The organism is Leisingera sp. ANG49, from assembly GCF_059694505.1.
On record NZ_JCATZN010000007.1, the window covers coordinates 149,345 to 175,772 of the forward strand.

General features: G+C 63.6%; 34 protein-coding genes and 2 tRNA genes. 18 read left to right on the forward strand and 18 right to left on the reverse strand.

Annotation, left to right across the window (positions count from 1 at the left end):
* Positions 1-194: 194 nt before the first annotated feature.
* The 8 genes from AC58NV_RS19905 to AC58NV_RS19940 all read right to left on the reverse strand — a co-directional run bounded on the left by AC58NV_RS19905 (position 195) and on the right by AC58NV_RS19940 (position 5,446).
* Positions 195-863 (reverse strand): cytochrome c3 family protein, encoded by a 669-nt coding sequence (locus AC58NV_RS19905; RefSeq protein ID WP_497228685.1) that lies wholly within the window; start codon positions 861-863, stop codon positions 195-197.
* Positions 863-1,333, reverse strand: a complete 471-nt coding sequence (locus AC58NV_RS19910; protein ID WP_497228686.1) for a nitrate reductase cytochrome c-type subunit — start codon at positions 1,331-1,333, stop codon at positions 863-865. The genes AC58NV_RS19905 and AC58NV_RS19910 overlap by 1 nt, the downstream gene beginning before the upstream one ends.
* Before the next feature lie 8 nt (positions 1,334-1,341).
* A complete protein-coding gene (napA, locus tag AC58NV_RS19915) occupies positions 1,342-3,840 on the reverse strand; it encodes a nitrate reductase catalytic subunit NapA (RefSeq protein ID WP_497228687.1) in 2,499 nt (832 codons plus the stop codon).
* Entirely contained in the window at positions 3,837-4,115 is a 279-nt protein-coding gene (locus AC58NV_RS19920; RefSeq protein ID WP_366663144.1) for a chaperone NapD, read from the reverse strand. The genes napA and AC58NV_RS19920 overlap by 4 nt, the downstream gene beginning before the upstream one ends.
* Positions 4,112-4,627, reverse strand: a complete 516-nt coding sequence (locus tag AC58NV_RS19925; protein ID WP_497228688.1) for a ferredoxin-type protein NapF — start codon at positions 4,625-4,627, stop codon at positions 4,112-4,114. Before AC58NV_RS19925 ends, AC58NV_RS19920 begins: the two co-directional genes overlap by 4 nt.
* 12 nt (positions 4,628-4,639) lie before the next feature.
* Positions 4,640-4,789 carry a periplasmic nitrate reductase, NapE protein gene (napE, locus tag AC58NV_RS19930; protein WP_065268982.1) on the reverse strand — a complete coding sequence of 50 codons (150 nt, stop codon included), beginning with the start codon at positions 4,787-4,789 and terminating at the stop codon, positions 4,640-4,642.
* A 143-nt stretch (positions 4,790-4,932) separates the two neighbouring features.
* Positions 4,933-5,133 carry a hypothetical protein gene (locus AC58NV_RS19935; protein ID WP_497228689.1) on the reverse strand — a complete coding sequence of 67 codons (201 nt, stop codon included), beginning with the start codon at positions 5,131-5,133 and terminating at the stop codon, positions 4,933-4,935.
* 238 nt (positions 5,134-5,371) lie between these two features.
* A tRNA-Thr gene (locus AC58NV_RS19940) sits at positions 5,372-5,446 on the reverse strand.
* An 85-nt stretch (positions 5,447-5,531) separates the two neighbouring features.
* On the opposite strand from AC58NV_RS19940, the gene AC58NV_RS19945 reads away from it, so the two are divergent.
* From AC58NV_RS19945 to hisD, 5 genes are all read left to right on the forward strand, one after another.
* Positions 5,532-5,687 (forward strand): hypothetical protein, encoded by a 156-nt coding sequence (locus tag AC58NV_RS19945; RefSeq protein ID WP_222504739.1) that lies wholly within the window; start codon positions 5,532-5,534, stop codon positions 5,685-5,687.
* Between the two features lie 6 nt (positions 5,688-5,693).
* The gene (gene murA, locus AC58NV_RS19950) at positions 5,694-6,965 is read left to right on the forward strand and encodes a UDP-N-acetylglucosamine 1-carboxyvinyltransferase (RefSeq protein WP_497228690.1); all 1,272 of its coding nucleotides are present in this window, start codon (positions 5,694-5,696) and stop codon (positions 6,963-6,965) included.
* The gene (locus AC58NV_RS19955) at positions 6,962-7,438 is read left to right on the forward strand and encodes a DUF2948 family protein (RefSeq protein ID WP_366663148.1); all 477 of its coding nucleotides are present in this window, start codon (positions 6,962-6,964) and stop codon (positions 7,436-7,438) included. The genes murA and AC58NV_RS19955 overlap by 4 nt, the downstream gene beginning before the upstream one ends.
* A 170-nt stretch (positions 7,439-7,608) precedes the next feature.
* On the forward strand, positions 7,609-7,953 hold the full coding sequence (locus tag AC58NV_RS19960; RefSeq protein WP_497228691.1) for a GNAT family N-acetyltransferase: 345 nt from the start codon (positions 7,609-7,611) through the stop codon (positions 7,951-7,953).
* A gap of 123 nt (positions 7,954-8,076) precedes the next feature.
* On the forward strand, positions 8,077-9,378 hold the full coding sequence (gene hisD / locus AC58NV_RS19965; RefSeq protein ID WP_497228692.1) for a histidinol dehydrogenase: 1,302 nt from the start codon (positions 8,077-8,079) through the stop codon (positions 9,376-9,378).
* Positions 9,379-9,460: 82 nt separating this feature from the next.
* Here the strand turns inward: hisD and AC58NV_RS19970 are convergent, their stop codons facing one another.
* The gene (locus AC58NV_RS19970; RefSeq protein ID WP_497228693.1) at positions 9,461-10,219 is read right to left on the reverse strand and encodes an SDR family oxidoreductase; all 759 of its coding nucleotides are present in this window, start codon (positions 10,217-10,219) and stop codon (positions 9,461-9,463) included.
* A gap of 161 nt (positions 10,220-10,380) precedes the next feature.
* On the opposite strand from AC58NV_RS19970, the gene AC58NV_RS19975 reads away from it, so the two are divergent.
* The 4 genes from AC58NV_RS19975 to AC58NV_RS19990 are packed head-to-tail and all read left to right on the forward strand — an operon-like array spanning position 10,381 to position 12,301.
* A complete protein-coding gene (locus AC58NV_RS19975; RefSeq protein ID WP_174149000.1) occupies positions 10,381-10,860 on the forward strand; it encodes a UPF0262 family protein in 480 nt (159 codons plus the stop codon).
* Between the two features lie 3 nt (positions 10,861-10,863).
* On the forward strand, positions 10,864-11,322 hold the full coding sequence (locus tag AC58NV_RS19980) for an arsenate-mycothiol transferase ArsC (RefSeq protein WP_019295067.1): 459 nt from the start codon (positions 10,864-10,866) through the stop codon (positions 11,320-11,322).
* Positions 11,319-11,717 carry a ketosteroid isomerase-related protein gene (locus AC58NV_RS19985; RefSeq protein WP_497228694.1) on the forward strand — a complete coding sequence of 133 codons (399 nt, stop codon included), beginning with the start codon at positions 11,319-11,321 and terminating at the stop codon, positions 11,715-11,717. Before AC58NV_RS19980 ends, AC58NV_RS19985 begins: the two co-directional genes overlap by 4 nt.
* Positions 11,714-12,301 (forward strand): GNAT family N-acetyltransferase, encoded by a 588-nt coding sequence (locus AC58NV_RS19990; RefSeq protein ID WP_497228695.1) that lies wholly within the window; start codon positions 11,714-11,716, stop codon positions 12,299-12,301. Before AC58NV_RS19985 ends, AC58NV_RS19990 begins: the two co-directional genes overlap by 4 nt.
* 36 nt (positions 12,302-12,337) lie before the next feature.
* On the opposite strand, the gene AC58NV_RS19995 is transcribed toward AC58NV_RS19990, so the two are convergent.
* Positions 12,338-13,258: a hypothetical protein gene (locus tag AC58NV_RS19995; protein WP_497228696.1), complete on the reverse strand. Its 921-nt coding sequence runs from the start codon at positions 13,256-13,258 to the stop codon at positions 12,338-12,340.
* Positions 13,259-13,515: 257 nt separating this feature from the next.
* Here AC58NV_RS19995 and AC58NV_RS20000 point away from each other — a divergent pair, with 257 nt between their 5' ends.
* The 7 genes from AC58NV_RS20000 (at position 13,516) to AC58NV_RS20030 (ending at position 18,071) form a co-directional block, all read left to right on the forward strand.
* Positions 13,516-14,394 (forward strand): carbon-nitrogen hydrolase family protein, encoded by an 879-nt coding sequence (locus AC58NV_RS20000; protein ID WP_497228697.1) that lies wholly within the window; start codon positions 13,516-13,518, stop codon positions 14,392-14,394.
* A gap of 83 nt (positions 14,395-14,477) precedes the next feature.
* The gene (infA, locus tag AC58NV_RS20005; protein WP_005978431.1) at positions 14,478-14,696 is read left to right on the forward strand and encodes a translation initiation factor IF-1; all 219 of its coding nucleotides are present in this window, start codon (positions 14,478-14,480) and stop codon (positions 14,694-14,696) included.
* A gap of 178 nt (positions 14,697-14,874) precedes the next feature.
* Positions 14,875-15,456: a Maf family protein gene (locus AC58NV_RS20010; protein ID WP_497228698.1), complete on the forward strand. Its 582-nt coding sequence runs from the start codon at positions 14,875-14,877 to the stop codon at positions 15,454-15,456.
* The gene (locus AC58NV_RS20015) at positions 15,453-16,475 is read left to right on the forward strand and encodes a ribonuclease E/G (protein WP_497228699.1); all 1,023 of its coding nucleotides are present in this window, start codon (positions 15,453-15,455) and stop codon (positions 16,473-16,475) included. The genes AC58NV_RS20010 and AC58NV_RS20015 overlap by 4 nt, the downstream gene beginning before the upstream one ends.
* Entirely contained in the window at positions 16,472-16,675 is a 204-nt protein-coding gene (locus AC58NV_RS20020) for a DNA gyrase inhibitor YacG (protein WP_497228700.1), read from the forward strand. Before AC58NV_RS20015 ends, AC58NV_RS20020 begins: the two co-directional genes overlap by 4 nt.
* Positions 16,676-16,756: 81 nt before the next feature.
* Positions 16,757-16,831 (forward strand) — tRNA-Phe (locus AC58NV_RS20025).
* 61 nt (positions 16,832-16,892) lie between these two features.
* The gene (locus tag AC58NV_RS20030; RefSeq protein WP_497228701.1) at positions 16,893-18,071 is read left to right on the forward strand and encodes a DUF6538 domain-containing protein; all 1,179 of its coding nucleotides are present in this window, start codon (positions 16,893-16,895) and stop codon (positions 18,069-18,071) included.
* A gap of 350 nt (positions 18,072-18,421) precedes the next feature.
* Here AC58NV_RS20030 and AC58NV_RS20035 read toward each other — a convergent pair whose 3' ends face one another.
* A complete protein-coding gene (locus AC58NV_RS20035; protein WP_497228727.1) occupies positions 18,422-18,751 on the reverse strand; it encodes a hypothetical protein in 330 nt (109 codons plus the stop codon).
* Between AC58NV_RS20035 and AC58NV_RS20040 the strand changes: the two genes are divergently transcribed.
* Positions 18,689-18,994 (forward strand): integrase core domain-containing protein, encoded by a 306-nt coding sequence (locus AC58NV_RS20040; protein ID WP_497228702.1) that lies wholly within the window; start codon positions 18,689-18,691, stop codon positions 18,992-18,994. The genes AC58NV_RS20035 and AC58NV_RS20040 overlap by 63 nt on opposite strands.
* Before the next feature lie 87 nt (positions 18,995-19,081).
* Here the strand turns inward: AC58NV_RS20040 and AC58NV_RS20045 are convergent, their stop codons facing one another.
* From AC58NV_RS20045 to AC58NV_RS20075, 7 genes are all read right to left on the reverse strand, one after another.
* A complete protein-coding gene (locus AC58NV_RS20045) occupies positions 19,082-19,423 on the reverse strand; it encodes a RidA family protein (RefSeq protein ID WP_497228703.1) in 342 nt (113 codons plus the stop codon).
* 9 nt (positions 19,424-19,432) lie between these two features.
* Entirely contained in the window at positions 19,433-20,827 is a 1,395-nt protein-coding gene (locus AC58NV_RS20050) for an FAD/NAD(P)-dependent oxidoreductase (protein ID WP_497228704.1), read from the reverse strand.
* Positions 20,814-21,125, reverse strand: coding sequence for a (2Fe-2S)-binding protein (locus tag AC58NV_RS20055; protein ID WP_497228705.1), 312 nt, complete (start codon positions 21,123-21,125; stop codon positions 20,814-20,816). Before AC58NV_RS20055 ends, AC58NV_RS20050 begins: the two co-directional genes overlap by 14 nt.
* Entirely contained in the window at positions 21,100-22,200 is a 1,101-nt protein-coding gene (locus AC58NV_RS20060; protein ID WP_497228706.1) for an NAD(P)/FAD-dependent oxidoreductase, read from the reverse strand. Before AC58NV_RS20060 ends, AC58NV_RS20055 begins: the two co-directional genes overlap by 26 nt.
* Positions 22,201-22,269: 69 nt before the next feature.
* The gene (gene dctP, locus AC58NV_RS20065; RefSeq protein WP_497228707.1) at positions 22,270-23,262 is read right to left on the reverse strand and encodes a TRAP transporter substrate-binding protein DctP; all 993 of its coding nucleotides are present in this window, start codon (positions 23,260-23,262) and stop codon (positions 22,270-22,272) included.
* Between the two features lie 32 nt (positions 23,263-23,294).
* Positions 23,295-24,593, reverse strand: coding sequence for a TRAP transporter large permease (locus AC58NV_RS20070; protein WP_497228708.1), 1,299 nt, complete (start codon positions 24,591-24,593; stop codon positions 23,295-23,297).
* Positions 24,590-25,060, reverse strand: a complete 471-nt coding sequence (locus AC58NV_RS20075) for a TRAP transporter small permease (RefSeq protein ID WP_497228709.1) — start codon at positions 25,058-25,060, stop codon at positions 24,590-24,592. The genes AC58NV_RS20070 and AC58NV_RS20075 overlap by 4 nt, the downstream gene beginning before the upstream one ends.
* 112 nt (positions 25,061-25,172) lie before the next feature.
* Here AC58NV_RS20075 and AC58NV_RS20080 point away from each other — a divergent pair, with 112 nt between their 5' ends.
* Positions 25,173-26,111 (forward strand): LysR family transcriptional regulator, encoded by a 939-nt coding sequence (locus tag AC58NV_RS20080; RefSeq protein ID WP_497228710.1) that lies wholly within the window; start codon positions 25,173-25,175, stop codon positions 26,109-26,111.
* The last annotated feature ends 317 nt before the right edge of the window (positions 26,112-26,428 follow it).

The following is a 26,428-nucleotide window of genomic DNA, read 5'->3' on the forward strand; positions in this document are numbered from 1 at the left end:
GATACCGAGGCTACGCATACCGCAAGCTTGGCGGCATATTCCAACGGAGCAGTATTTTGCGCCCGCCCTGGGGGGCGGGGCCGGGCGCGAACCGGATCGCAAGCGATCCGGGGAAGTATTCAGCGCATCAAACACTGAAAAGGCCGCTGCCCATCGGGACAGCGGCCTTTTCGTGTTTTGCGGGGCTGGCGGCGTCAGTCGCTGCTCAGGCCCAGGTAGCTGCGGGTGCTGGCCAGGAGGCCCTCGCCGTGGGCCGGTACCAGCAGGCCTGCATGATCTTCGCCTTCGGCTGCGGCCATGTCGGGCAGCTGGTGGGCGATACCCTTGTGGCAGTTGATGCAGGTTTTCTCGCCGGTGAACAGGAAGCGCTCATGCGCATCCGCTGCCCGCTTGGACTGACGGGTGATATCCATCGACTCGTCGGAGTGGCAGTTGCGGCACTCCAAGCTGTCGTTGGCTTCAAGCCGCGCCCATTCGTGCTGCGCCAGCTCCAGCCGGTGCTCCAGGAATTTCTCCCGCGTGTTGATGGTGCCGAAGATCTTGCCCCAGACCTCCTTGGAGGCCTGCATCTTGCGGGCGATCTTGTTGGTCCAGTTGTGCGGCACGTGGCAGTCGGGACACGAGGCCCGGACGCCGGAGCGGTTGGAATAGTGGATCGTCGGCTTCAGCTCCTCGAACACGTTGTCGCGCATTTCGTGGCAGCTGGTGCAGAAGGCCTCGGTGTTGGTGACCTCAAGCGCGGTGTTGAAGCCCCCCCAGAAGATGATCCCCATCACAAAGCCGCCCATGGTCAGGAAGCCAAGCGAAAAGTAGGCACTGGGCCGCCTGATGATCCACCAGAGCCGTTTCAGGAAACCAAACATCAATCCACCCCGCCCTGCTGTGCCTTCACGTAGTCGATCACCTTGTCGACATCGACGAACTCATTCTCGACCAGCGGCCGGGCATTGGTCTGCACCACGTGGCACTGGTTGCAGAAATAGCGCCGCGGGCTGACCGCGCCGAGGGTCTGGCCCTCGCGGTTCATGAAGTGGGTGACCGAGATCATCGGCGCCTGGCTGACCTCCACGGCCGTGCGGCTGTGGCAGGTCAGGCATTTGTTGGAGTTCAGATCGACCTGGTAGTTGTCGGTCTTGTGCGGGACCAGCGGCGGCTGGTCCGGGTAGTTGCGCACCTGGCGGATGTCGGTGTTGACTACACCTGGGATCTGGGTGGCTTCGCCCTGCTCGCCCAGCGGCGCGGTGTTGCGCAGCGTGGCGACCTGGTTCTGGGCGAAAGCTGCCGAGGCCAGCAGGATCGGTGCGGCCAGGATGGCGAGACGGAGATGTTTCATGACGGGCCTCACACTGCTTCGATACGGACTGCGCATTTTTTGAAGTCCGTCTGTTTCGAGATCGGATCGGTGGCGTCCAGCGTGACCTTGTTGATCAGCCGGCGCGCATCGAACCAGGGCACAAAGACCAGGCCTTTGGGCGGTTTGTTGCGGCCGCGGGTTTCCACCCGGGTGCGGATTTCGCCGCGCCGCGAGATCACCCGCACCTCGGTGCCGCGCCGGAAGCCCTGCGCCTTGGCATCGTCCGGGTGCATGTAGCAGAGCGCATCCGGGATTGCCTGGTACAGCTCCGGCACCCGCTGGGTCATCGAGCCGGAGTGCCAGTGCTCCAGCACGCGGCCGGTGGCCAGCCACATCGGATATTCGGCATCCGGGCTTTCCGCCGGCGGCTCGTAGGGCAGTGCAAAGATCACCGCCTTGCCGTCGGGCTTGCCGTAGAACTCGAAATCGGAACCCGCCTTCACGTAGGGGTCGTAGCCTTCCTTGAAGCGCCACTGGGTTTCCTTGCCGTCCACCACCGGCCAGCGCAGACCGCGGGTTTCGTGGTAGGTGTCGAACGGCGCCAGGTCGTGGGCCTTGCCGCGGCCGAATTCGGCGTATTCCTCGAACAGGCCCTTCTGGATGTAGAAGCCGAAGTCCTCGGATTCGTGGTTACCGTATTCCTTGGCTTTCTCCGACAGCTCGAACTGGTCGACCTTGCCGTTGGCGAACAGCACCTCGAACAGGGTCTTGCCCTTGTATTCGGGGTTGGCGTCCAGGATTTCTGCCGGCCAGACCTCGTCAGTGGTGAAGCGCTTGGAGAATTCGGCCAGCTGCCACAGGTCCGACATGGACTCGCCCGGTGCGTTGACCAGCTGGTACCAGAACTGGGTGCGGCGCTCGGCGTTGCCATAGGCGCCTTCCTTCTCCACCCACATGGCGGCGGGCAGGATCAGGTCGGCGGCTTCCGCGGTCACCGTCGGGTAGGCGTCCGACACCACGATGAAGTTGTCGGGGTTGCGGTAGCCCGGCAGCCCTTCCTCCATCATGTTAGGGGCGGCCTGCATGTTGTTGTTCACCTGAACCCAGTAGCAGTTGATCTTGCCGTCCTTCAGGTCGCGGTTCTGCTTCACGGCGTGGGAGCCGACCCAGCCGGGAATGGTGCCTTCGGGCAGTTTCCAGATCTTCTCGGCATAGGCGCGGTGCTCGGGGTTCTTGACCACCATGTCCGCGGGCAGGCGGTGGGCAAAGGTGCCGACCTCGCGCGCGGTGCCGCAGGCCGACGGCTGGCCGGTCAGCGAGAACGGCGAGTTGCCGGGGGTGGAGATTTTGCCGGTCAGCAGGTGGATGTTGTAGATCATGTTGTTGACCCAGACACCGCGGGTGTGCTGGTTCACGCCCATGGTCCAGAGCGACATCACCTTGGTGTCGGGATCGGCATAGAGCTTGGCGATCTTCTCCAGCGTCTCAGCCGGGACACCGGACATTTCCGCCGCTTTTTCAAGCGTGTATTCGGAAACAAACTCGGCAAATTCCTCAAACGTCATATCCGAGGCGCCGCCGGCCTTGCCCGCGTTCTCGGCCATCTGCTCCAGCGGGTGCTCCGGGCGCAGGCCGTAGCCGATGTCCTGGTTGCCGCGCTTGAAGTTCACGTGCTTGGAGACGAAGTCCTCGTTCACCGCGCCGTTCTGGATGATGTAGTTGGCGATGTAGTTCAGCATCACCAGGTCGGTGTGCGGGGTGAACACCGCCGGGATGTCGGCCAGGTCGAAGCTGCGGTGGGTGAAGGTCGACAGCACCGCCACCTTCACATGCGGGTGGCTGAAGCGGCGGTCGGAGATGCGGGTCCACAGGATCGGGTGCATCTCGGCCATGTTCGAGCCCCACAGCACGAAGGCGTCGGCGTTCTCGAAGTCGTCGTAGCAGCCCATCGGCTCGTCGATGCCGAAGGTGCGCATGAAGCCGCCCACCGCGGAGGCCATGCAGTGGCGTGCGTTGGGGTCGATGTTGTTGGAGCGGAAGCCCGCCTTCATCAGCTTGGAGGCGGCGTAGCCTTCCCAGACGGTCCACTGGCCGGAGCCGAACATGCCGATGCCCTCAGGGCCTTTCTCGGCCAGGGTCTTCTTCCACTTCTCGGCCATGATGTCGAAGGCCTCATCCCAGGAGACCGGGGTGAATTCGCCGTTCTTGTCATATTCGCCGTTGGTCTTGCGCAGCAAAGGCCTGGTCAGGCGGTCGGCGCCATACATGATCTTCGACAGGAAGTAGCCTTTGACGCAGTTCAGGCCGCGGTTGACCTCTGCCTGGGTGTCGCCGTGGGTGGCGACCACGCGGCCGGCCTTGGTGGCGACCATGATGGAGCAGCCGGTGCCGCAGAAGCGGCAGGGAGCCTTGGACCACTTGAGTTCGGTCACGCTGGCATCGGTGACGAGGTTCTGCGCTGCCGCGGGAACCGGCAGGCCGGCGGCAAGCGCCGCGGCTGCGGCAGCCTGCGCCTTGATGGCGTCGCGGCGGGTAAGTCCGGTCATTGGGGGACTCCTTCTTCAATGGCGAGATCCTGCGCATCGCAGGTTTGATGGAAGACAAGCGCCGCGCTGGCGACGCCGTCGAGAAGCTGAATTTTGGCCAGGGCGTCGCCGATGGCCCGGTCGCTGTCCGCCTCGAACAGGACGACAATCTTGCCCGAGGGGTCGGTTTGCGAAATCTCGGCGCGGGGCATGGACTTGATTTCGGCCAGGACGGCCTCCATCTGCGCCGGGTTGCAGCGCACCAGCAGGCTGGAGATATGGATTTCTTCTGTCACGCAGGGATCCTTTGCTGGCGGGGGTCGCGGATTGCGATGGCGTTGTTCGGGCAGGTGGACAGGCAGGCGCCGCAGCCGATGCAGGCGCCGGCGTCCACCTGGATGGCGCCGACCGGGCGGACCGACAGGTCCATCCGCAGGGCGCGCGGGTCGCAGATGTCGGTGCAGAGCTGGCAGGCAATACCTGCGGCATTCAGGCAGCTGCCGGTGATCTCAACCGTCACCGGCCAGGGCGCCGGCTGCTCCAGATCGAACACCGGTTCGGGACAGGCTTCGGCGCAGGCGGCGCAGAAGGTGCATTCGCCGCCGCGGAAACTGATCCGCGGGCGGTTGCGGCTGTCGAACTCGATAATGTTCTCCGGGCAGCTGTCCACGCAGGCATTGCAGCTCGTGCAATGCGCCTGCACCCGGGCCTCATCCGTCCAGGGCGGGCGGAATTCCGGATCCGGGCGGGCCACCCTTCCGGTCAGGAAGGCGCGCCGCGAAGGGGCTGTGCTGGCATGTGCTGGCATGTGCCTGGGCCCTTAACCTGTGGGCGGTCCCAGGAAGATCTGCGAGATCCAGATGATCAGGCCGTATCCGCCGACGATTCCCACTGCCAGAACCGGCGCCAGGACCACTGCGAGGAACAGAAAGGTGTTCCTCTCTTCGGCTTTGGTTGGCTGTTCGGACATATGAGTCCTCCTTGGCTAATATTATCACACAATAGGTTTGCGGCCTAACCGCAGCCTGCTGCGCAAGCTGTGGCAGACTGGCCCGAAAGCGGCGGATGGCTGTCTAACAGTGATGTCAGATCCACCTTTTCGCCTGGCCGGTCTCAGCGCTGCCAGCGCCACCATGGGAAAGTGCTGCAGCCGCCACCTTGATCTGAATCATTTCGCAGGTGGCTGATTTGAAAAAGATAAATATTCAAAAAAGTGAAATTGATGCGCCGCAAGCCGCGCCTGACCGTCAGGCCGCCGATTCGGAAAGCTGCATTGCGCCGGCAGGCGGCCTGCTCCGCCGATTCCACCTGCATCGCGATTGATACTTGAGCCGTTGCGGAGCGTTTTCGGGCGCCGGCCCCTCAGCTCCCCCCCACGGGCCAACGCGCCTTGCGGGCATACAACCGATTCGCCGGCGGCAGGCTGTTCCGGCATTCCGGGTTTGCCGCTCAACACACCCGGCCAGGTTGCTGAGCGCAGAAAAACAGCCCGAAACCGGGACAATGCGCGAAGCCGCTACGGGCGAAATCATTCAGCAATTTCAGTGATTAATGGTGCTGCTGGAGAGAATTGAACTCTCGACCTCTCCCTTACCAAGGGAGTGCTCTACCTCTGAGCTACAGCAGCGCCGGTGAGGGGGCTTTTAGGCATAAACGCGGGGGGGTGCAAGACCATTCTGGACGGTTTTTTCGCACTAAGTTACAGAAGTCTTATGGCAGAGAAGAAATCACCTAAAAACGACGGTTCCGCAGCTTCGCGCGAAGACCGGCTGAAGGCGGCGCTCAAGGCAAACATGGCCCGGCGCAAGGCACAGGCCAAGGCGCGGGCGGAAAAGCAGGACCAGGACACGGGCAAGAGCGGAGAGTAATTTCAGATGGATTCGATTCTGGTTACGGGCAACGGCCCGCTGAACGGGCAGATCCCGATTACCGGCGCCAAGAACGCCTGCCTCACCTTGATGCCGGCAACGCTGCTGAGCGAGGAGCCGCTGACGCTGACCAACGCGCCGCGGCTGAGCGACATCAAGACAATGACGCTGCTGCTGCAGTCCCTGGGCGCCGAAGTCTCCAGCCTGCAGGACGGGCAGGTTCTGGCGATGTCGAGCCATGACCTGACCAGCCACGTCGCCGACTATGACATCGTCCGCAAGATGCGCGCCTCGAACCTGGTGCTGGGCCCGATGCTGGCGCGGCTGGGCCAGGCCGTGGTCTCGCTGCCGGGCGGCTGCGCCATCGGCGCGCGCCCGATGGACTTGCACATCCACGGGCTGGAGGCCCTGGGTGCCGAGATCGAGCTGAAGGACGGTTATCTGCACGCCAGGGCGCCCAAGGGCCTGAAGGGCGCGGTGGTGGAGCTGAGCTTTGCCTCTGTCGGGGCGACCGAGAACATCATGATGGCGGCCACGCTCGCCAAGGGCACCACCGTTATCAAGAACGCCGCGCGCGAGCCGGAGATCGTCGACCTGGCCGACTGCCTGCGCAAGATGGGCGCCCAGATCGACGGCGACGGCTCCCCTGACATCACCATCCAGGGGGTCGACCGTCTGCATGGCGCGACTCATCAGGTGGTGACCGACCGGATCGAGCTGGGCACCTATATGCTGGCCCCCGCGATCTGCGGCGGCGAAGTGGAGCTGTTGGGCGGCCGCCGCAGCCTGCTGGAAAGCTTCTGCGCCAAGCTGGAAGCCGCCGGCATCGAGATCTCTGAGGGCAAAAACAGCCTGACCGTCAGCCGCAAGAACGGCCGGGTGCGCGCGGTGGATGTGGTGACCGAACCTTTCCCGGGCTTCCCGACCGACCTGCAGGCGCAGATGATGGCGCTGATGTGCACCGCCGAAGGCACCTCGGTGCTGGAGGAGAAAATCTTCGAGAACCGGTTCATGCACGCGCCGGAACTGGTGCGCATGGGCGCGCAGATCGAAGTGCATGGCGGCCATGCCACTGTGACTGGTGTTGAAAAGCTGAAAGGCGCCCCTGTGATGGCCACCGACTTGCGGGCCTCTGTCTCGCTGATTCTGGCAGGTCTGGCGGCAGAAGGCGAAACCCGGGTCAGCCGGGTCTATCACCTGGACCGCGGCTACGAGCATGTGGTGCGCAAGCTGTCCGGTGTCGGCGCGAAAATCGAGCGGATCAAGGAACAATCATGACCGATGCCAGCTTTGAGGACGGCCGCGAGGCGCCGCTGAACCTGGGCGCGCTGGAGGAAGAGGACCTTAAGGTGCTGTCTTCGCTGCTGCAGGACGCGGTGTTTCCGGTGACTGAAATGAGCTGGCGCGCGGCTGAGCGCCGCTTTGCACTGCTGGTGAACCGGTTCCGCTGGGAAGACCGTGACGCTGCCGAGCGCCGCGGCCGGTCCTACGAACGGGTGCAGTCGCTGCTGGTGATCGACAACGTGCTGGGCGTTTCCTCGCAGGGCGTCGACCGCAAGGACAAGGATCTGGTCCTGTCGCTGCTCTCTGTCAGCTTCGAGCCGGGCGAGGACGGCGCGGGCCATGTGCTGCTTACCCTCGCCGGCGATGGTGCCGTGCGCCTATCGGTGGAGGCGCTGGAGGTCTCCCTGCGCGATGTCACACGGCCCTACCGGGCACCGTCCGGCCAGGCGCCGGACCACGGCGCCTGAGCCGTGCAGAACAAGCGCGGCATTTCCCAGGCGTTTGCAGCCCCGGCGGCAGCGCTGGAAATCCGTGCCGCCTCAGTTTTTGACGTCTTTGCCATGAGCCGGGTTCTGACCGCCTCGATCCGCGATCTGTGTCAGGCCGACCACGGCGGCGATGCCGCCCGGATCGCGGAGTGGACCGCCAACAAGACGCCGGAGCAGATCCGCAGCTGGATCGGCGGCCCGGGGCGTTACTGGCTGGCGGAACGGGGCGGAGAGGCCGCTGCCGTGGGCGGGATCGATCCGGACGGCATAATCTCCTTCTTTATGTTGCCCCTGCCGCAGCCGGCCTGGGCACTGGAGCAGCCATGCTGGCCCATCTGGAGGCGGAGCTGCTGCAGTATGGTCATGTTGAGGGCCGCCTTAACGCCACCCGCACGGCGCTGGCGTTTTACCGCAAAAACGGCTGGCAAGTGGCGAAAGATGCGGCCGGATGCTGCGGCGCCCCCTGCATTCCGATGCTAAAAGCCTTGGGCTGAGGTTTCCGCCTCTTTGGATTGGCACGCGCCGCCCGTTTGCCTTGCGTCCAATTGCATCGGCTTCACGCATAATTCTTGAGGCTCCGCCCCCATGCGGATATGCGGGGGCCAAAGGAGATCCCGATGCCGCAGTTTCTGAAAACCTCTGAGTCCGGTTTTGAACAATCCTTCACCGAACTGCTGGGCGCCAAACGCGAGGACAGCCCGGATGTGGACGCTATCGTGGCCGGGATCATTGCCGATGTCCGCGCCCGCGGCGACGCGGCGCTGGTGGAACTCACGGCGAAATTCGACCGGCTGGAACTGGAGCCGGCGCAGCTGCGGATCTCTGACGCAGAAGTGGACGCAGCCATCGCCGATGTCCCGGCGGAAGAACGCACCGCACTGGAGCTGGCAGCAGACCGGATCCGCGCCTATCACACGCGCCAGATGCCGCAGGATGCGCAATGGACCGATGAGAGCGGCGCAACGCTGGGCTGGCGCTGGTCGGCGGTCTCAGCTGCCGGGCTTTATGTGCCGGGCGGGCTGGCCTCCTACCCCTCCTCGGTGCTGATGAACGCAATCCCCGCCAAGGTTGCCGGTGTGGAGCGGCTGGCGGTCACGGTGCCGGCCCCGGACGGGCAGATCAACCCGCTGGTGCTGCTGGCAGCCAGGATCTCGGGCGTGGATGAGATTTACCGCGTCGGCGGGGCGCAGGCAGTGGCGGCGCTGGCCTATGGCACCGAAAGCATCGCGCCGGTCGACAAGATCACCGGCCCCGGCAACGCCTTTGTCGCCGCCGCCAAGCGCCGGGTGTTCGGCAAGGTCGGCATCGACATGATTGCAGGCCCGTCGGAAATCCTGGTGATCGCGGACAAGGACAACAACCCGGACTGGATCGCATTGGACCTGATGAGCCAGGCCGAACACGACGAAAGCGCCCAGTCGATCCTGATCACTGATGACGAGGGCTTTGGCCGCGCAGTGGCGGAGGCGGTGGACAAGCGCCTGGAAACGCTGGAGCGCCGCGCCATTGCCGGTGCGTCCTGGAAAGACTTCGGCGCGGTGATCACTGTGCGGGACCTGGATGAGGCGGCAGCGCTGTCGAACCGCATCGCGCCGGAGCATCTGGAGCTGTGCGTCGCCGACCCGGTGACCCTGAGCGAAAAGACGATTCACGCGGGTGCCATCTTCCTGGGACAGTACACGCCCGAAGCGATCGGCGACTATGTCGGCGGCCCGAACCATGTGCTGCCGACCGCGCGCTCGGCCCGGTTCTCCTCCGGCCTGTCGGTGATGGATTTCCTGAAGCGCACGACGCTGAGCCAGATGACCCCGGATTCGCTGCGCGCCATCGGCCCTGCGGCTGAGGTGCTGGCGAAAAGCGAAAGCCTGGAGGCGCACGGCCTGTCCGTCACCGCGCGGCTGGATGCGTTGAACGGGTGAACGGCGGAGGGGTGCTGCCCCCTCTGCGCACGCGACGCATTCTTCCCGGGGCATTCCGGACCAGAAAGACGCGGCCAGCAGGTCAGTAGTGGGCGGTATAGCCGCCGTCCACGGCCAGCACCTGCCCGGTGATGTAGGACGCGGCCGGCGACGCCAGGAACAGGATGGCGGGGGCCAGTTCCTCCGGCTTGCCCCAGCGGCCCAGCGCGGTTGCGTTCTTCAGCTTCTCTGAAATCGCCGGATCTGCGGCCGCGGCCATGTTGGGGGCGGTCTTGAAGAAGCCCGGGGCGATGGCGTTCACGGTGATCCCCTGGGGGCCGAGCTCCGCCGCCAATGCCTTGGTCATGCCGTTGATGCCGGCCTTGGCGGTGGTATAGGCCGCATCGCCGGACTGCGCGATGAGGCCTGCAATCGACGAGATGTTGATGATGCGCCCCCAGCCCTTGGGCGCCATTTGCGCGGCAGCCAATTGGGACAAGCGGAAGGGCGAGACCAGGTCGACCTCCCACAGCGCCTGCAGGTCAGAGCGGGTGAACTCCGGCAGGCTGCGCCGGTCGCGCTGGCCGACATTGTTGACCAGGATGTCCAGCCCGCCTGCTGCCGCGATCTGTGCCATCGACCCGGTGACGGCATTTTCATCCGCGATATCCAGCACCAGCGGCCGGGCGGTGCCGGGCATCCGGGCGAGCGCGGCGTCGACCCGCTCCCGATTGCGCCCGTTGATCCAGACCTCGGCCCCCGCCTCTGCCAGCAGGCAGGCGGCAGCAAAGCCGAGACCATCGGTGGAGCCGGTCACCAGCGCGCGGCGGCCGCTGAGGGAAAACTGTTCAAGACCTGTCATTTCGCTGTCTCCTGCCGGCGGCAGCCTGGGACGGGCGGGCGCGGCCTGTCAAGCACTGCCGCAAACGGCCAGGAGATTGACGCCCGCTGCTGCATTGCCCCGGGCACGGCGGTGCGATACTCATGGCCGGACGCCCCCGCGCATATCAGAGACAAAGACCCATGAGCCGCATCAGCCATATCGAACTGGACGACCGCAACCTGCCGCCCCCGACACCCGAGATCGAGCAGGAGCGCAAGGTGGCGATCTATGACCTGATCGAGGACAACAGCTTTGCCCTGCCGCAGCGGGAGGACCGCGATATCCCGGCCGGCCCCTACCACCTGGGGCTGGCGATCCGCGACAAGCGGCTGGTCTTTGACATCAATACCGAGGCTGGTGAGAAGGCCGCGGAGTTTCACCTGTCGCTGTCGCCCTTCCGGCAGGTGGTCAAGGACTACTACCAGATCTGCGAAAGCTATTTCACCGCGGTGAAGACTCTGCCGCCGAGCCAGATCGAAACCATCGACATGGCAAGGCGCGGCATCCACAACGAAGGCAGCCGGGTGCTGCAGGAGCGGCTGGAGGGCAAGGCCGAGGTCGACACCGACACCGCCCGCCGCCTGTTCACCCTGATTTGTGTCCTGCACTTCGGAGGCTGACGCGTGGAGGAGCTGCCGCAGTCCGTTCTGTTCTGTTGCGACCACAATTCGGTCCGCTCTCCGATGGCGGAGGGCATCATGAAGAAATTCTACGGCACCGGCACCTATGTGCAGTCCGCCGGGGTCAAGAACGACATGGAGATCGACGGCTTTTCCATCGCGGTCTGCCAGGAGATCGACGTTGAGCTGTCTCGGCACCGGTCGCGCTCATTCGACGAGATGGAGCGCTGGGGCGACGACCTGTCGTCCTTTGACCTGGTGGTGGCGCTGTCGCCCGCCAGCCAGCGCCGGGCGCTGGAACTCACCCGTTTTTTTCACCTCGATGTCGAATATTGGCCGATTATGGACCCTACCGGGCTCGGCGAGACGCGTCAGGCCAAGCTAGATATCTACCGGCAAACACGGGATCAAATCATCCAGCACCTGAAGAACCGCTGGGGTGAACCGACGGAGAGAACATGACCGACACCATCGCGCGCTATTTCGCAGCCTTCAACGCCGGCGACACGGGCACCATGCTGGACTGCCTGGACGAGCAGATAGCCCACCACGTCAACGAGGGCAAAATCCGCGTGGGCAAAGAGAAATTCGCAGAATTCTGCGCCCATATGAGCCGCTGCTACAAGGAAGAGCTGACCGATATGGTGATCTTTTCCAGCGAGGACGGCACCCGCGCCGCAGCGGAGTTCATCGTCAATGGCACCTACCTGGTGACCGACGAAGGCCTGCCGGAAGCCAAGGGCCAGACCTACCGCCTGCCGGGCGGGTCGTTCTTTGAACTGAAGGACGGCAAGATTTCCCGCGTCACCACCTATTACAACCTGGCGGACTGGATCGCCCAGGTTTCCGCCGGATGACCATCCGGGTCGAAGCGATGACCGGCGCGGCGCTGGAGGCCGCGCTGGACGATGTGGCGCGCCTGCGGATCAAGGTGTTCCGCGCCTGGCCGTATCTCTATGACGGCGATCTGGGGTATGAGCGGGAATACCTGCAAAGCTACCGCGACAGCACCCGCGCCGTGGTGGTCGGCGCCTTTGACGGCGATGCCCTGGTGGGGGCCTCCACCGGCGCGCCGCTGTCCGACCATGCGGATGACTTCGCGGCCGCCTTTGAGGGCACCGGCGTCGATCTGAACGGCGTCTTCTACTGCGCCGAATCCGTGCTGCTGCCGGAGTACCGCGGCCATGGCGTAGGCCACGGGTTCTTTGACGCGCGCGAAGCCCATGCCCGCAAGCACGGGTTCAAGAAAACTGCCTTTTGCGGCGTGCAGCGCCCGGCGGACCACCCGCTGCGGCCCGCGGATTACGCGCCTCTGGATCCGTTCTGGCGCAAGCGCGGCTATGCCCCGCTGGATGGTGCCATCGCGCATTTTTCCTGGAAAGACGTGGATCAGGCGGAAGAGACCCGCAAACCGCTGCAGTTCTGGATCCGGGATCTGTGAAAAACAGGCGCCAAAGCAGGCGCCTGTTTCGTTTGGTCACACGCCTTCGGGGCGCGCGGCCTGGACTTCCTCCAGCGCGATTTTCTGCTGGGCGGCATAGAGCTTTACGGAATCGCGGGCGTCATCGAAGGTGCGCTTGGCTGCTGTCACCGCCCTGCCGGCAGCAACATACTCCTTCTTGTTGTACTCCTCCTGCTTGAACTGCTTGTAGTTCTCGGCCAACTCCTTGAACAGTTTGGGCAGGGCGCCTTTCACGTTCTTTGCGTGGGCCTCGATCTTGTAGGCCTTGGTCAGATCGCGGATGCCCTTGTCGGCCTGCGCTTCGATCTTGGAGCGGTCCGCGCCCTCTTTGTGATAGGCGGACTTCCAAGCCTTTTTGATCGCTTCCAGCTTGTCCAGCGCGGCGTTCACGTCCTTGGAGATGTCGAGGCAGGCGGCTTCGATTTTCTTGGCGCGCACCTCGGCCGCCTTGATTTCCTTGATGATCAGCTTGCGGGTTTCTTCATGCTCTTTCTTGAGCTTGGCCAGATGCTTGTCGGTTTCCTCATTGGCCCTTTCGCGCCTCAGCTGCTCTTTCATCTGCTGCTGTTTGATCTTGTCTGCATTGCGGGCCAGCTCTGCCGCCGCGTTCTCGCGTCTTTCGATCTGCTTGGCATAAGCCAGGCACAGGTCCTTGCTATGGGACTGCAGCTTGCCGCATTTGCCGCGCGCCTTCAGCATCGCATTTGCCAGCATGCTGAAGGCCTGAACAATCTCCGGCATGTTGCCCAGATCTGCCTTGGCCGGGTCACCCGACGGCGGCACACCCAGTTTCTCCAGAAGATCCATGTATTTGCCAACACCGCTGCCCTTGCAGGCCCCGGCGCGGTATTCACGCCAGAATTTGGTGCGGAAACCTTTTTTAGAAATGTCGGCGATAACGCCTTTCAGGTTCTTGTCATCAAGCTTGGTTGCCAAGGGAGTGGTCCTCTTTCAAATAAATCAAACGATGAGCTGCGCCAGAGAATGGCCAAACAGCCGCGCAACACCAAGATAGAACGCAGGACGCGGCTGTTTCCGTTGCAAAAATGCGCATCCCTGCCGGAGGTTTTCACCGGCCCGGCCGGCAACAGCCGCAACCAGGGCGCCTCAGCGGCTTGCGCCGGGACCCGATGCAGGGCAATCCTGCCGGTGGACCGCACAAGGATGCGGCTGCTGACTGCCGGAGAGACCGCATGAAAATCGCCACCGCCGCCTATCCGCTCGACTGGCTCGACAGCTGGGCGCAGTATGAGGACAAGCTGGCCGCCTGGGTGGCTGAGGCCGCCGGAAACGGCGCCGAGCTGCTGGTGTTCCCCGAATACGGCGCGATGGAGCTGTCGACGCTGGACGGCGCCGCAGTTGCCGGCGATCTGGAGCAGTCGATCCATTCGGTATCGGAGAAGATGGAGGATGCGGCCGCGCTGCACCTGAAACTGGCCGCGGAATACGGGGTGCATATCCTGGGCGCCTCCGCCCCGGTGAACAGCGGACTGGACAGGCCGGTGAACCGGGCAGAGTTCTACACGCCGGCTGGCAAGCGGGACCATCAGGACAAGCAAATCATGACCCGGTTTGAGCGCGAGGACTGGGGTATCACGGGCGGCGGCCCGCTCAAGATCTTCGACACCGCGCTGGGGAGAATCGGGGTGCTTATCTGCTATGACAGCGAGTTCCCGCTGCTGGGCCGCGCATTGGCAGAAACGGACGTGATTCTTGTTCCCTCCTGCACCGAGGCGCTGGCCGGATACTGGCGGGTGCGCATCGGCGCGATGTCGCGGGCGCTGGAAAACCAATGCGTGACCGCCATGGCCTCTATCACCGGGGCCAACGAATGGTCCGAAGCGGTCGACATGAACACCGGCACAGGCGGCATTTTCGGCCCGCCCGACAATGGCTTCCCCGGAACCGGCGTGCTGTCTGAGGGCACGCTGAACCAGCCGGGCTGGACCTACGGCGAAGCGGACCTGGGGGCCATCGCCCATGTGCGGGCCGATGGCGGGGTGCTGAACCGGCTGCATTGGGAGGAGCAAATGCCGCGGGTAAAATCGGTCACAAAGGCCGCTCTTTCCTGATTGAGCCCTTGAAATATTGGAAAAATGACCCCATTTAAGCGCACGTCCCGCAGTTTGCGGGTTAACCCAATGATGGAGACAACATGGCCAAGGAAGATACGCTCGAATTTCCCGGTGTCGTGAAGGAACTCCTGCCTAACGCGACGTTTCGGGTCGAGCTTGAGAACGGCCATGAGATCATCGCGCACACGGCAGGCAAGATGCGCAAAAACCGCATCCGTGTTCTGGCTGGCGACAAGGTCCAGGTGGAAATGACCCCCTATGACCTGACCAAGGGCCGGATCAACTACCGCTTCAAGTAAGCGATTGATCTGGAAGAAATATCAAGGCCCGGCGCTCTGCCGGGCTTTTGTTTTGAGGCGGCCTGGCGGCCGCTGCCTCCGGCGGGACTATTTCTGGAAAGAGGAAAGGGCGCACCGCTCTTTTCACGCTGCCAGTTTTCGCCGTATGACAGGCGCAAACCGGTAAGAGGGCCACGGCATGGCATTTATCCTTGGATCTGGCAGCCCCCGGCGGCTGCAGTTGCTGGCGCAGCTGGGCGTGCAGCCTGACGAGGTGCGCCCGCCGGAGATTGACGAGACACCGCAGAAGGGCGAGCTGCCGCGCGCCTATTGCACTAGGGTAACACGGGAGAAAACTCAGGCCGTTTCTGCAGGGACAGAGGATGTTGTGCTCTGTGCGGACACCACCGTCGCCCTTGGCCGCCGCATCCTGGGCAAGCCGCGCGATGCGGGCGAGGCGGCGGAGTTCCTGCTGGCCTTGTCCGGCCGCCGCCACCGGGTGATCACCGCTGTTGCCGTGCGCCGCGGCGAGCGGGTCTGGGAAAAGGACGTGGTCAGCCAGGTGAAGATGAAAAACCTCTCTGACGAGGAACTGAACGCCTATCTCGCCACCGGCGACTGGGAGGGCAAGGCCGGTGCCTATGCCATCCAGGGCCCTGCGGGCGCCTTTATTCCGTGGATCAGCGGCTCTTTCACCGGCATCGTCGGGCTGCCGCTGTCTGAAACTGCAAACCTGCTGCGCGCCGCCGGGCTGCCGCTCTATCAGGAGACCGCCACATGAAAGGCCGCACCATCATTCTCGACCATATCCAGGACCGCGAAGCCGCTGCGCTGATGGTGGACGGCAAGCTGGAAGACTTTCTGGTCGAAAGCGACGCCCCAGCCCCCGGCACCATCTACCGCGCCCGCGCCGACCGGCCGGTCAAGGGCCAGGGCGGCATGTTCCTGTCCACGCCGGACGGCCCGGCCTTCCTGCGCCAGGTCAAGGGGCTGGCACCGGGGCAGATGATCCTGGTGCAGGTGTCGGGCTTCGCCGAACCGGGCAAGGCTGTTCCCGTGACCCAGAAACTCCTGTTCAAGAGCCGTTATGCCATTGTCACGCCCGAGGCACCGGGCCTGAACATCTCCCGCAGCATCCGCGACGAGGACGAGCGCGACCGGCTGCTGGAGATCGCGCATGAGGAAATGGGCGAGACAGGCTACGGGCTGATCCTGCGCTCGGCCTGCGCCGGCGCGGACAGCGACGAGATTGCCGAGGACGTTGCCGCCATGGCGGCGCTGGCGGCGCAGGTAATGGAGGACGAAGGCGCGGAGCCGGAGGTTCTGGCCGAAGGCGACACCCCGCACCTGCTGGCCTGGCGGGACTGGGTGGAGCCTGCAGATGTGGAGCGCGAGCCGGGCGGGTTTGAACGTCTTGGTGTGCTTGATGCGCTGGACACCGCGCGCGGCCTCCGCGAACCGCTGCCGGGGGGCGCCTTTCTGTTCATCGAGCCGACCCGCGCCCTGGTCGCAGTGGATGTGAACACCGGTTCGGACACATCGCTTGCGGCAGGCATCAAGGCCAACATCGCGGCCGCCAAGGCCCTGCCCCGCGCTTTGCGGGTGCGCGGCCTGGGCGGCCAGATCGTGCTTGACCTGGCACCGATGCCGAAAAAGGACCGGCGCGGGTTCGAGACCGCGCTGCGGGCCGCCTTCCGGGCCGATTCCGAGGAAACCGTGCTGGCGGGCTGGACCACCCTGGGGCATTACGAATTGCAGCGCAAACGCGGCCGCCCGCTGCTGCAGGAGGTGCTGAAATGAGCTGTCCGATCTGCGGCGGGGAATCGCAAAAGAGCTACCGGCCGTTCTGTTCCAAACGCTGCGCCGATATCGACCTCGGGAAGTGGCTGACCGGCGCTTATTCGGTGCCCAGCCAGGACCCGGAAGACATTGAAAACGCTTTGGAAGAAGCGGAGCGCGCGCAGGCATCAGAAGAAAAACCGCACCAAACCCGCCATTAGCGATTTTCTTTGAAAAACCCTCTGGACACTGCCGCGCCCAGAGCATAGAAGGCCCCCACCCAAGGCGAACAGCCTTCCCGTGCCCGGGTAGCTCAGGGGTAGAGCAGTGGATTGAAAATCCTCGTGTCGGTGGTTCGATTCCGCCCCCGGGCACCATTACTTCAGCTAACACATTGGTTTTGCTCCAGCTTTTTGCGCATGCAAGGAGCCGTAGACCATGTCGGAGACCATTTCGCCTGCGTTCACCTTCGTGAAGGATGGCGTTTTCTACTTCAGCCGCCGTATCCCCAAAGACCTGAAGAAGCACTACACCTCACCTCGCATTGCCTACTCATTACGAACGCGGTCTGCTCGCATCGCTGAAGCGCGGGCCAGAAGAGCCGCCGATCAGTTGGATGAGTATTGGTATCACCTCCGCTCAAAGGATGTAGAACTGCCGGGCAAGCATATGCTGAGAATGCAGTCGGAGGGGCGCATCGTGGTCGGTGCAGCAGCTCCTGAGATTTCCTCTTCATCTGTTCTTTTGTCCGAAGCTGTCGGCATCTACCTGCGCCTGAAAGGACAAGGACGACCAGAGACATTCCATCGCGCAGCGGAACGATCTTGCGGTTATGTTATCGACGCCTGCGGTGACAAACATCTCGACGCCTTCACCAAGGCCGATGCCAACAAGTTCAGGGATGCGCTCATCGAACGTGGATTGGCTGGCAGCAGTATAACACGCATATTTGGGACCGTTCGCGCGGTTACAAACTTTGCAGCCAGTGAGCTTGGCCTGACCCTGACCAATCCTTTCAACGGGGTCTACTACGACCGAGAGGCTGGCGTAAGTGATCGCAACCCAATCCCAGCGGATGCACTCAAGGTGGTTCAGGGCCAGTGTCGCCAACTGGACGATGACATGAGGTGGCTTGTAGCGCTTGTGTCGGACACTGGAATGCGGCTTGCTGAGGCCGCAGGAATGGTGAGGCAGGACATTGAACGGCGGTCAGATGGTTCGCTGGTTGCTTGGGTGCGTCCACACCCGTGGCGGCGTCTGAAAACTAAGGGCAGTGAGCGTGTCGTCCCGTTGGAGGGGCAAGCCAAGTGGGCTGCAGAGCGTTTGCTGAGCGAGGTCGTTGAAAGCGATTTCCTCTTCCCGCGCTACAACAGAAAGCCCCAGACAAACGCCAACGCTGCCAGCGCTGCACTGAACAAATGGATAAAGCAAATGACACCCGAAGGATGCACCATGCATAGCTTCCGCCATTCGATGCGGGATCGCCTTCGCGCCGTTGAGTGTCCGTCCGACATCGTCGATCAGATCGGGGGCTGGCAGACTGATGGTGTCGGCCACGGGTATGGTTCTGGATACCCTGTTGAAGTTCTACAGAAATGGATGAAGGCTGTCACATGAGCCGACATGGTCTACGGCTCCTTGCATGCGCAAAAAGCTGGAGCAAAACCAATGTGTTAGCTGAAGTAATGGTGCCCGGGGGCGGAGGGTTATCTCCGTTGTGTTCCCGTTACAGGCACTGCTTCAGCCGGTAGCCCCAGCAAACTAAGGGCTATCCGAGGTTGCGGGTGCAGGTCAACAGGCGCGGCGTGGTCTACGCTGTGGTCTACGGTTCTGTCTCCCTCTTATCTGTGGTCCTTCGACCAGTCTCGCTGGCCCTGCTGTGAGCACGGCCACCCCCACCGGGGGGAAACCGCAGTTGCGTATATATGTGTAGGCCGCTCAGATTTCTGACCCCAAAATCTTCCCGGTCACGCCGCTATGCACTCCACTGGTCCGAAGACGACCTGCAGCGCGTCATTTCCACGCCCACCTCCGATGTTGACCTCCATCAGTCCAAGCCGCTCAATGGCTGCCTTGAAGTCTTGGTGCTTGCGGATGCAACGGTTGAAGTTGGACCGATCATTCTCGCTGATGTGGTCCATGATCTCGGAGAACAGGATCGGTTCGCCACATCGCTCCATTCGTTGGCGCTCGACGAACTCGACAGCTTGCTTGACCCGGCCCGATAGTGACTTGTGACGAGGCCGCCAACTGGTCAACCGACACCCCGGAAACCACAGCTGCAGGGCCTTGGCCAATCCATACCGCCGCCCCGCTATGATGTAGGCGTTGCACGGGAGGCATTTGCCTGCATCGACCCGATCCGGATCTATCCGGGATCACCTTGGGAGAACGGGTACAACGAGCGGTTCAATGGCGCTCTCCGCCACGAGGTTCTCAATGCTGAATGGTTCACAACAACCAAACAGGCTCAGGCCGTCATCAATTGCCGACTCAGACAATACAATCAAACCCCAAACCCGTCCGCATCAGGCACCTAACATGCGCCCGCCAGCACCCGAAACTCTACTTCGAATTGGCACATAGAAATGGGGCTGGACAAGGAAGTCGTTGTGCCCGCGGCGGCGCTAGCCGCAGGCAGCCGTCACAATGATTTCCACCTTCAGTTCCGGCCGGGCGAGTCTGGCTTCGCCGCAGGCCCGGGCGGGGGCGTGGCCTTGCGGCAGCCAGGCGTCCCAGACCGCGTTCATTTCGGCGAAGTCCTTCATGTTGGAGAGCCAGACAATCGCCTGCAGGATCTGCTGCGGCGATGAGCCGGCCTTTTCCAGCAACGCCTCGACGCGGGACAGGCAGTCGCGGGTCTGCGCGGTCACATCTGCCCCGTCACCAACTTGGCCGCAGAGATAGGCCACGCCGTTGTGTTTCACGATCTTGCTCATGCGGGTGCCTGTGTCGATCCGTTCGATCATTATGTTCTCCTATTCAGCAGCATTGGCAGATGGGGCGTCCATCGCGGCCAGTTCACCCAGTGTCACGGGCTTAATCGGCGGACGAATCCGGTAATAGCCGGTCTCGTCCGGGGTCTGCCCGTTGGCTGCGGCCAGAAGCGCAGTCACCGTCAGCCCGCAATAGCGGCCCTGGCACGGCCCCATGCCGGCCCGCCCGAAGGCCTTGGCCTGGTTCGGGCCGAGGCAGCCGAGCTTGGCATAGCTGCGGATGTCGCCCGCGGTGACTTCCTCGCAGCGGCAGACGATGGTGCTGTCCGCGGGCCGCAGGGCTGCGCCGTAGGGCGGGTAGACCGCATCCAGGAACGGCCGCACGGCGGTTTCCCGGCTGCGCCGGCTGAACAGCGGGGCGGCGAGGCGGTCGCGCTCCTGCGCAGTGATCCGGCCCAGCTCCTCTGCCGCTTTCAGCGCGGCAATGCGGCCGGCAAATTCGGCGGCCATGGCGCCACTGATGCCGGCGCCGTCCCCGGCGATCAGAACGCCGTCCTTGGCGGTCTCGCCCCATCTGCCGGTTTCGGGCACAAAACACTGCTGCGCATCGGACCAGACATGCGGCATCCCGATCGAACGGGCGGCTTGGGTGTTCGGCACCACCCCGTGATGCAGCAGGACGGTGTCGCAGGCGATGCGGTGGTCCCGCCCCTTGCTGCGGAAGGTCACCGCTTCGGCCCGGGTGCTGCCCGCCACTGCGAGCCCGGTTGCACCGGTGTAGCGGGGCACACCGGCGTGCTTGATCTCCGCCAGCATCTTCATTCCCTTGGCCAGATAGCGCCAGCCGCGCAGCGCTCCGGGCAGGTGGCGGCCAGCTGCCAGCGGGCTGGCCGCGGTCTGGGTTTCGATCAGTGCCAGCGGCGGCGTGCCGGCCCGCACCATCTGCGCTGCGATCAGGTAAAGCAGCGGCCCGCTCCCGGCGAGCACCGCGCGGCGCGGCAGCACGCCGGACTGCTTCAGCAGGATCTGCGCGGCGCCTGCGGTCATTACTCCGGGCAGGGTCCAGCCGGGGATGGGCATCGGGCGCTCCAGCGCGCCGGTTGCCAGGATCACCCGCTCGGCCTTCACCTGCTCGCCGCGGCCATTGCGGGTGAAGGAGATGCGGAAACCGTCCTCAACGGCCCAGACAACAGCGCCGGACAGATGGCTGATCCCTGCCTGGTGAAGGCTTTCCGTCAGGGTCATACCATGCAGGTACTCCTGGCCAAGGATGGCACCGCGCGGACCGGCGGCGCGGTCCACGTCGCGGTAAATCTGCCCGCCGGGGCGGGTTTGCTCGTCCAGAAGCACCACGCTAAGGCCGGCCCGCGCGGCTTCGGCGGCCGCGGCCATGCCGGCAGGACCGGCGCCGATGATGGCCAGATCACACCGTTGCATTGCCAGCCTCCGTTTCATGCGGGCGGTCAATCCGCATACCGTCTTCCACTTCCAGCATGCAGGCCTGCTGCACCCGGCCGCCAATCTCCACCAGGCATTCGAAACAGGCGCCCATCATGCAGAACGGCGCCCGCGGCGCGCCGGAAACCGGCGTGTGGCGGAACACCTGCACGCCGGCGGCCAGCAGCGCGGCGGCCAGGTTGGCGCCTGCGGGCAGGTCCAGCGGCTGGCCGTCGAACCAGGCCCGCACGCGAGGGGCGCCGTCCTCCAGCTCAAGAAACGGGGAATCGGTCTTCACTGAACACCTCCAGATCAGGGGCGGCCGCGGTGCCTTCCAGCCAGTCCGGCAGGAACAGCGCGTGGGCCGCGGCCAGGGTGATGCCGCTGTGGCAGGTGACAAGGTAGGCGCCCGGCATTTCCGGGCTTTCCTGATAGATCGGCAGGCCGTCGGGCGACAGGATGCGCAGCGCGCCCCAGCTGCGCACCAGCTGCGCCTTGGCCAGAGCCGGATAGGCCGCGATGGTCTCAGCGGCCAAGCCGGACAGGCCAGGCTGCGTCACACCGTCGTCCAGCCCGACCTCTTCGTTGGTGGCGCCGATCTGAATGCCGCCCTCATCCACCTGGCGGGCAATCAGCGAGGGGCGGTTGATCAGTTTCGGCAGCTTCTCGGTAATCAGCACCTGGCCGCGCTGCGGCCGCACCGGCGCCTTGAAGCCCAGCTTGGGGCCAAGCTCCATCGCGCCGAGTCCTGCGGACAGCACAATCCTGTCAGCCGTGACCACAGTGCCGTCGCTGCAGTGGACGGTGAAAGCATCCGGTTTGGCAACCGCGGTGACGGTCTTGCCGTTCAGGACTTTGCCGCCCAGCCGCCGGACATCCTCTGCCAGCGACACCAGCAGGCGCAGCGGGTTTGCGTGGCCGTCCTGGTGATGCAGGATCGCGCCGGCCACCTTGGGCCCGATATGCGGCTCCTCGCGGCTCAGCGCATTGCGGCCCAGAACCTCGTAAGGGTAGTTGCCGCCCAGCTTGTCCTTCAGCGCGTCGTATTGCGCGACGGTGGCGTAAAGCGTCTCTTCGGAGAAATGCAGGTCATAGCCGCCGTTCTGCTGCAGCCCGACGGAGCGGCCGGTGCCGTCTTCCAGTTCAGCGGCAAAACCTGCCCAGGCGGCCGCGGACTGCTGACTCCAGCTGGCATAGCGCGGCTGTTTCATGCCCTTGGACTGGACCCAGACCAGGCCGAAGTTGCCGCGGCTGGCCCGGAACGATCCGTCGTCGCCGTCCAGAACCGTGACGCGCTTGCCGCGCCTGAGCAGCCCCCAGGCCACGGAGAGGCCGACAACGCCGCCGCCGATCACTGCATAGTCTGCTTCCATCCTGCCGTTTCTCCGGGGTTTGCTGCGGTTGCGGGGCGGCACGCGGCCGCCCCTGTCTTTGACGCGGGATTACTTGCCGATCTGGTCAAGAATGCCCTGGCCCCAATCGGCGCCAACGTCTTCGAGAACCACCGGCCAGACGTCGCTGCGCACCTTTGCAGCCATCGCGCCCAGTTCCTCATCACTCAGTGCGATGACCTTGGCGCCCAAGTCGTTGGCCAGACGCTGTTCCCATTTGCCCTGGTCCTCTTCGGCGACGGTCCAGCGCTGCGCCTCGAAATCAGCCGCGGCAGCCTTCAGTGCCTCCTGGTCCTCTGCATCCAGCTCCGCCAGCGAGCCGTTGGAGATGATCATGTACCAGACTTCAAAGTGGGTGTTGGCGGGCACATAGGCCTTGGTCACATCGCGGAACGAGGCGTAGTAGCCTTCGGCGCCGGAGCCGATCACACCGTCAACCACGCCGGTCTGGATCGCGGTGAAGGCTTCCGAGAAGGGGATCGGCGAGGGGATGTAGCCCAGGGCCTCGCCGGTCAGCTGGAAGCTCTTGATGCCGGGCACACGGACCTTGATGCCGTTTGCCTGCGACGGGTCGCCCGGATTGACCGGATCGGTGTTCAGTGAGACGCCGCCGAAATACACCGGATAGGCCGCCAGCATGGTGATGTCCTGCTCGGCATAAAGCTCTGCCATCACGTTGCGCACCGGGCCGTCCGGACCATAGATCGCGCGCGCCTCGGCCCAGTTATTGGCCAGATAGGGGAATGAGCTGATCTGCATCCGGCGGTCCGCGGCGGCCGCGGCGGGCTGGGTCGCCATGTCGATGGCACCGACGCTGATGCGTTCCTGCACGGTGGTGTAATCGCCCAGGGCAGAAGCCGGGAAGATGTTGATCGACACATCGCCGCCAGTGGCCTCGTCCACCTGGGCTGCAAAGGCGCGCAGCTCCTTGTCGATGGTGGTGTCCTGGGGGCGCACGTGGCTCATCTTCAGGTCTGCGGCCGAGGCGAGGCCCGCCAGCGACATCAGGGCAGCAGCAGCGGTGCCGGTCAGAAAGTGTTTCATGGGTAGTCTCCTCCTTAAGGTGTCAGGTGTGTTCAGTAGCCGAAGAAACGCGGCAGAAAGAGCGACAGGTCGGGCCACAGCGAGGTCAGGAAGACCACCGGCACATAGCCTGTCAGGATCAGGATCATTGCGGGCGGGATCACCTTGGTGACCTTCACGTTGCCGATCCGCGCGCCAAGGTAGAGGATCGAGGCATAGGGCGGGGTGACGCCGCCCATCGCGGTGTTCACGCCCATGATCGCGGCGAATTGCACCGGGGTGACCCCGATCGCCTGCATCAGCGGCAGCAGCAGCGGCGCGATCAGGATGATGGCGGTGACGTCGTTCACGACCATGCCGACCAGGAACAGCAGGATGTTGATGAAGATCAGCAGCAGCACCTTGTTCTCGGTGATCTCGAAGATCGCGCTGACCATCTTTTGCGGGATCGCTTCATAGACGAACATCTGGCTGAGGATCATCGAGAACAGGATCATCACCATGATCGCGCCCACGGCGGTCGCGGCTTCCTTGCCCGCCTCGAGGAAGCTGTTCCACTTGAGGCCCTTGTAGATGAAGAAGCCAACCGGCAGCGCATAGATCACCGACAGTGCCGCAGCCTCGGTCGGGGTCATGATGCCGCCGTAGATGCCGCCCAGGATGATCACCGGCATCAGCAGCGCCGGGGTGGCGTTGAAACCTTTCTTCGCCACATCGCCTGCCAGCTGCGAGAAGCCGGGCGCGTCATCCAGCACCAGGTTGAACTTGCGGCTCATCCACAGGTTCATTGCCGAGAAGTTGAACATGATCAGCAGGCCCGGCCCCAGGGTCGCCAGGAAGCAGGCGAGGATCGAGGTGTCGGTGACCCAGCCATAGACGATCATGGTGACCGACGGCGGGATCAGCAGCCCAAGGATAGAGGAGTTGGCAATCAGCGCGGTTGCATATTCCCGCGGGTAGCCGCGCTTTTCCATCTCGGGGATCAGCAGCGGGCCGATGGCGGCAATGCCGGTCAGGCCGGAGCCGGAGATCGCGCCGATAATGGCGCAGCTGACCGCCGCCACAACGCCTAGGCCGCCGCGGATGTGGCCGATGAAGGCATTGACGAAATTCAAGAGCGAGGCGGCGATGCCGCTGGCTGACATGATGGTGCCCGCCAGGACGAACAGCGGAATGGCCAGCAGCACCGGGTTGCCCAGCTGCTGGGATCCCCACAGCATCATGCCTTTCATGGTAACATCGCCAAGGAAGTACATGATCATCAGGGCGGCGCCGAAGCAGTAGGGCAGCGGCACGCCAAGGGTCAGCGTCAGCACCAGGACGGTGATGGCAAGAAGGGCGATCTCGATCATTTTGCGGCTCCGGGGCGCAGGGCATTGACGTGGCGCATCAGGTGCACCGCGGTGTAGAGCATCATCAGGGCCAGCCCGGCCACCAGTGCTGCTTCGGAATAGAAAGTGGGCAGGTAGAGCGTCGGGCTCTCTTTCCAGACCCGCCAGGCATAGAGGGTGTATTCCCAAGCCCAGCTCAGCAGCCACAGGCCGACGGTCAGGCTGATGATTTCACCGATGACCGCCAGCACGGTGTGGCCGCGCTCTGTCTTGATGGCGATCTCCAGCACGTTGGCACGGATGTGGGTATCCTCGCGCGAGGCATTCACTGCGCCGAGGATATAGAGCCAGATGGTCGGGTAGAGCATGGTCTCCTCCAGCCCCATCACCGGGATCTGCAAAAGATAGCGGGTGACCACCTGGACGAATTGGCCCAGGGCCACCATACAGATCAGCCCGGTCAGCAAGTATTTCGAGAATGTGTCCATCGGTCCTCCTTCCGGCGTCCCCTCACCGGGTTTGGCGGATTTGGCTGGACAAAGGACATAAGATCAATTTGAAAATATCTTTGACTCCATCAATTGCTTTAATACCCATGCCATGAACTTCTCGATCCGCCAGATATTCACCTTCCGCGAGGTCATGCGCAGCGGCTCCATCTCGCAGGCCGCGCGCACCGTCGGGCGCACCCAGCCCGCGGTCAGCACGATGATCTCGACGCTGGAGGGTGAACTGGGGTTCCGCCTGTTTGTGCGCGAGCAAGGCAAGCTGATCCCGACGCCGGAAGCGCAGTTCTTTCTCGAGGAATGCGAAACTGTCCTGGAACGCATTGAGCGGATCGAACGCACTGTGAGCAAAATCCGCAGCCACGAGGCCGGCAAGCTGCGCGTCGCCTGCCATCCGGCGGCGGCCGGGCTGTTTATGCCGCGGATTCTAACGGATTTTCTGCAAGGCAAGGATGAGCTTGAGGTCTCCCTCATCATGCGGTCTTCGGATGTGATCGAGGATCTGATTGCCTCGCAGCAATTCGACATCGGCTTTGCCGAAACACCGGCGCCGCGCCCGTCTGTCCGGCAGATGGATTTCGATCTCGAGTGCGTCTGCGTGATGCCCGCCAGCGACCCGCTGGCGGCCGCTGAGGAGATCACGCCGCAGGATCTGGACGGGCAGCCGATGGCGGTGCTGTTCGATCAGCACCCGCTGACGGCCCGGACGGAGGCTGCGTTTCAAAGGAGCGGCTGCCGGTTCCGGAAACGGCTGGAGCTGCGCACCTGGGCGCCCGGCCTGCAGTTTGTTGCGGCTGGCATGTGCTACATGATCTGCGACATGATCACCGCCTACAGCTGCCTGCAGCAGCGCCAGACCACGGCCGATTTGGCGATTCGCCGGTTCCGCCCGCGAATCGGAACGGGTGTGTCGATTCTGATCCCGGGCTATGCAACGCAATCGCTGACCTCCAAAGCGTTCACTGCCCAGCTGTGCAGCTCCATCGAGAGCATGCAGGCGGAAATAGAAACCTGCCTGAGCCGCCCGGCGTAGTCCAGCAAAGGCTCCCAGGCAGTGAAACCGCATAGGCCGGAGCTTCTCTGAAATGCGCCCCTGCCGCCGCCGCTGTAAAGAGCGCCAAGCCTTTCATTCAATAGAAAACTTAGTGGAAACCTTCAATTCCTCGAGCACCCGTAGTGCCACAACTAATTTGCGCGAGGACAGTCTTGAAGTTGAGGCCTTTCAAACAATGAGGTTTATTGGGCAGGGAAGGCAGGCAGCACACCGCAGATGTTTTCAGGTGCGATGTCCGGGTAAAGCAAGTAGGTAGTTTCGTCTGCCTTGCCAGTTTCACTAGCCTATGCGTTCCC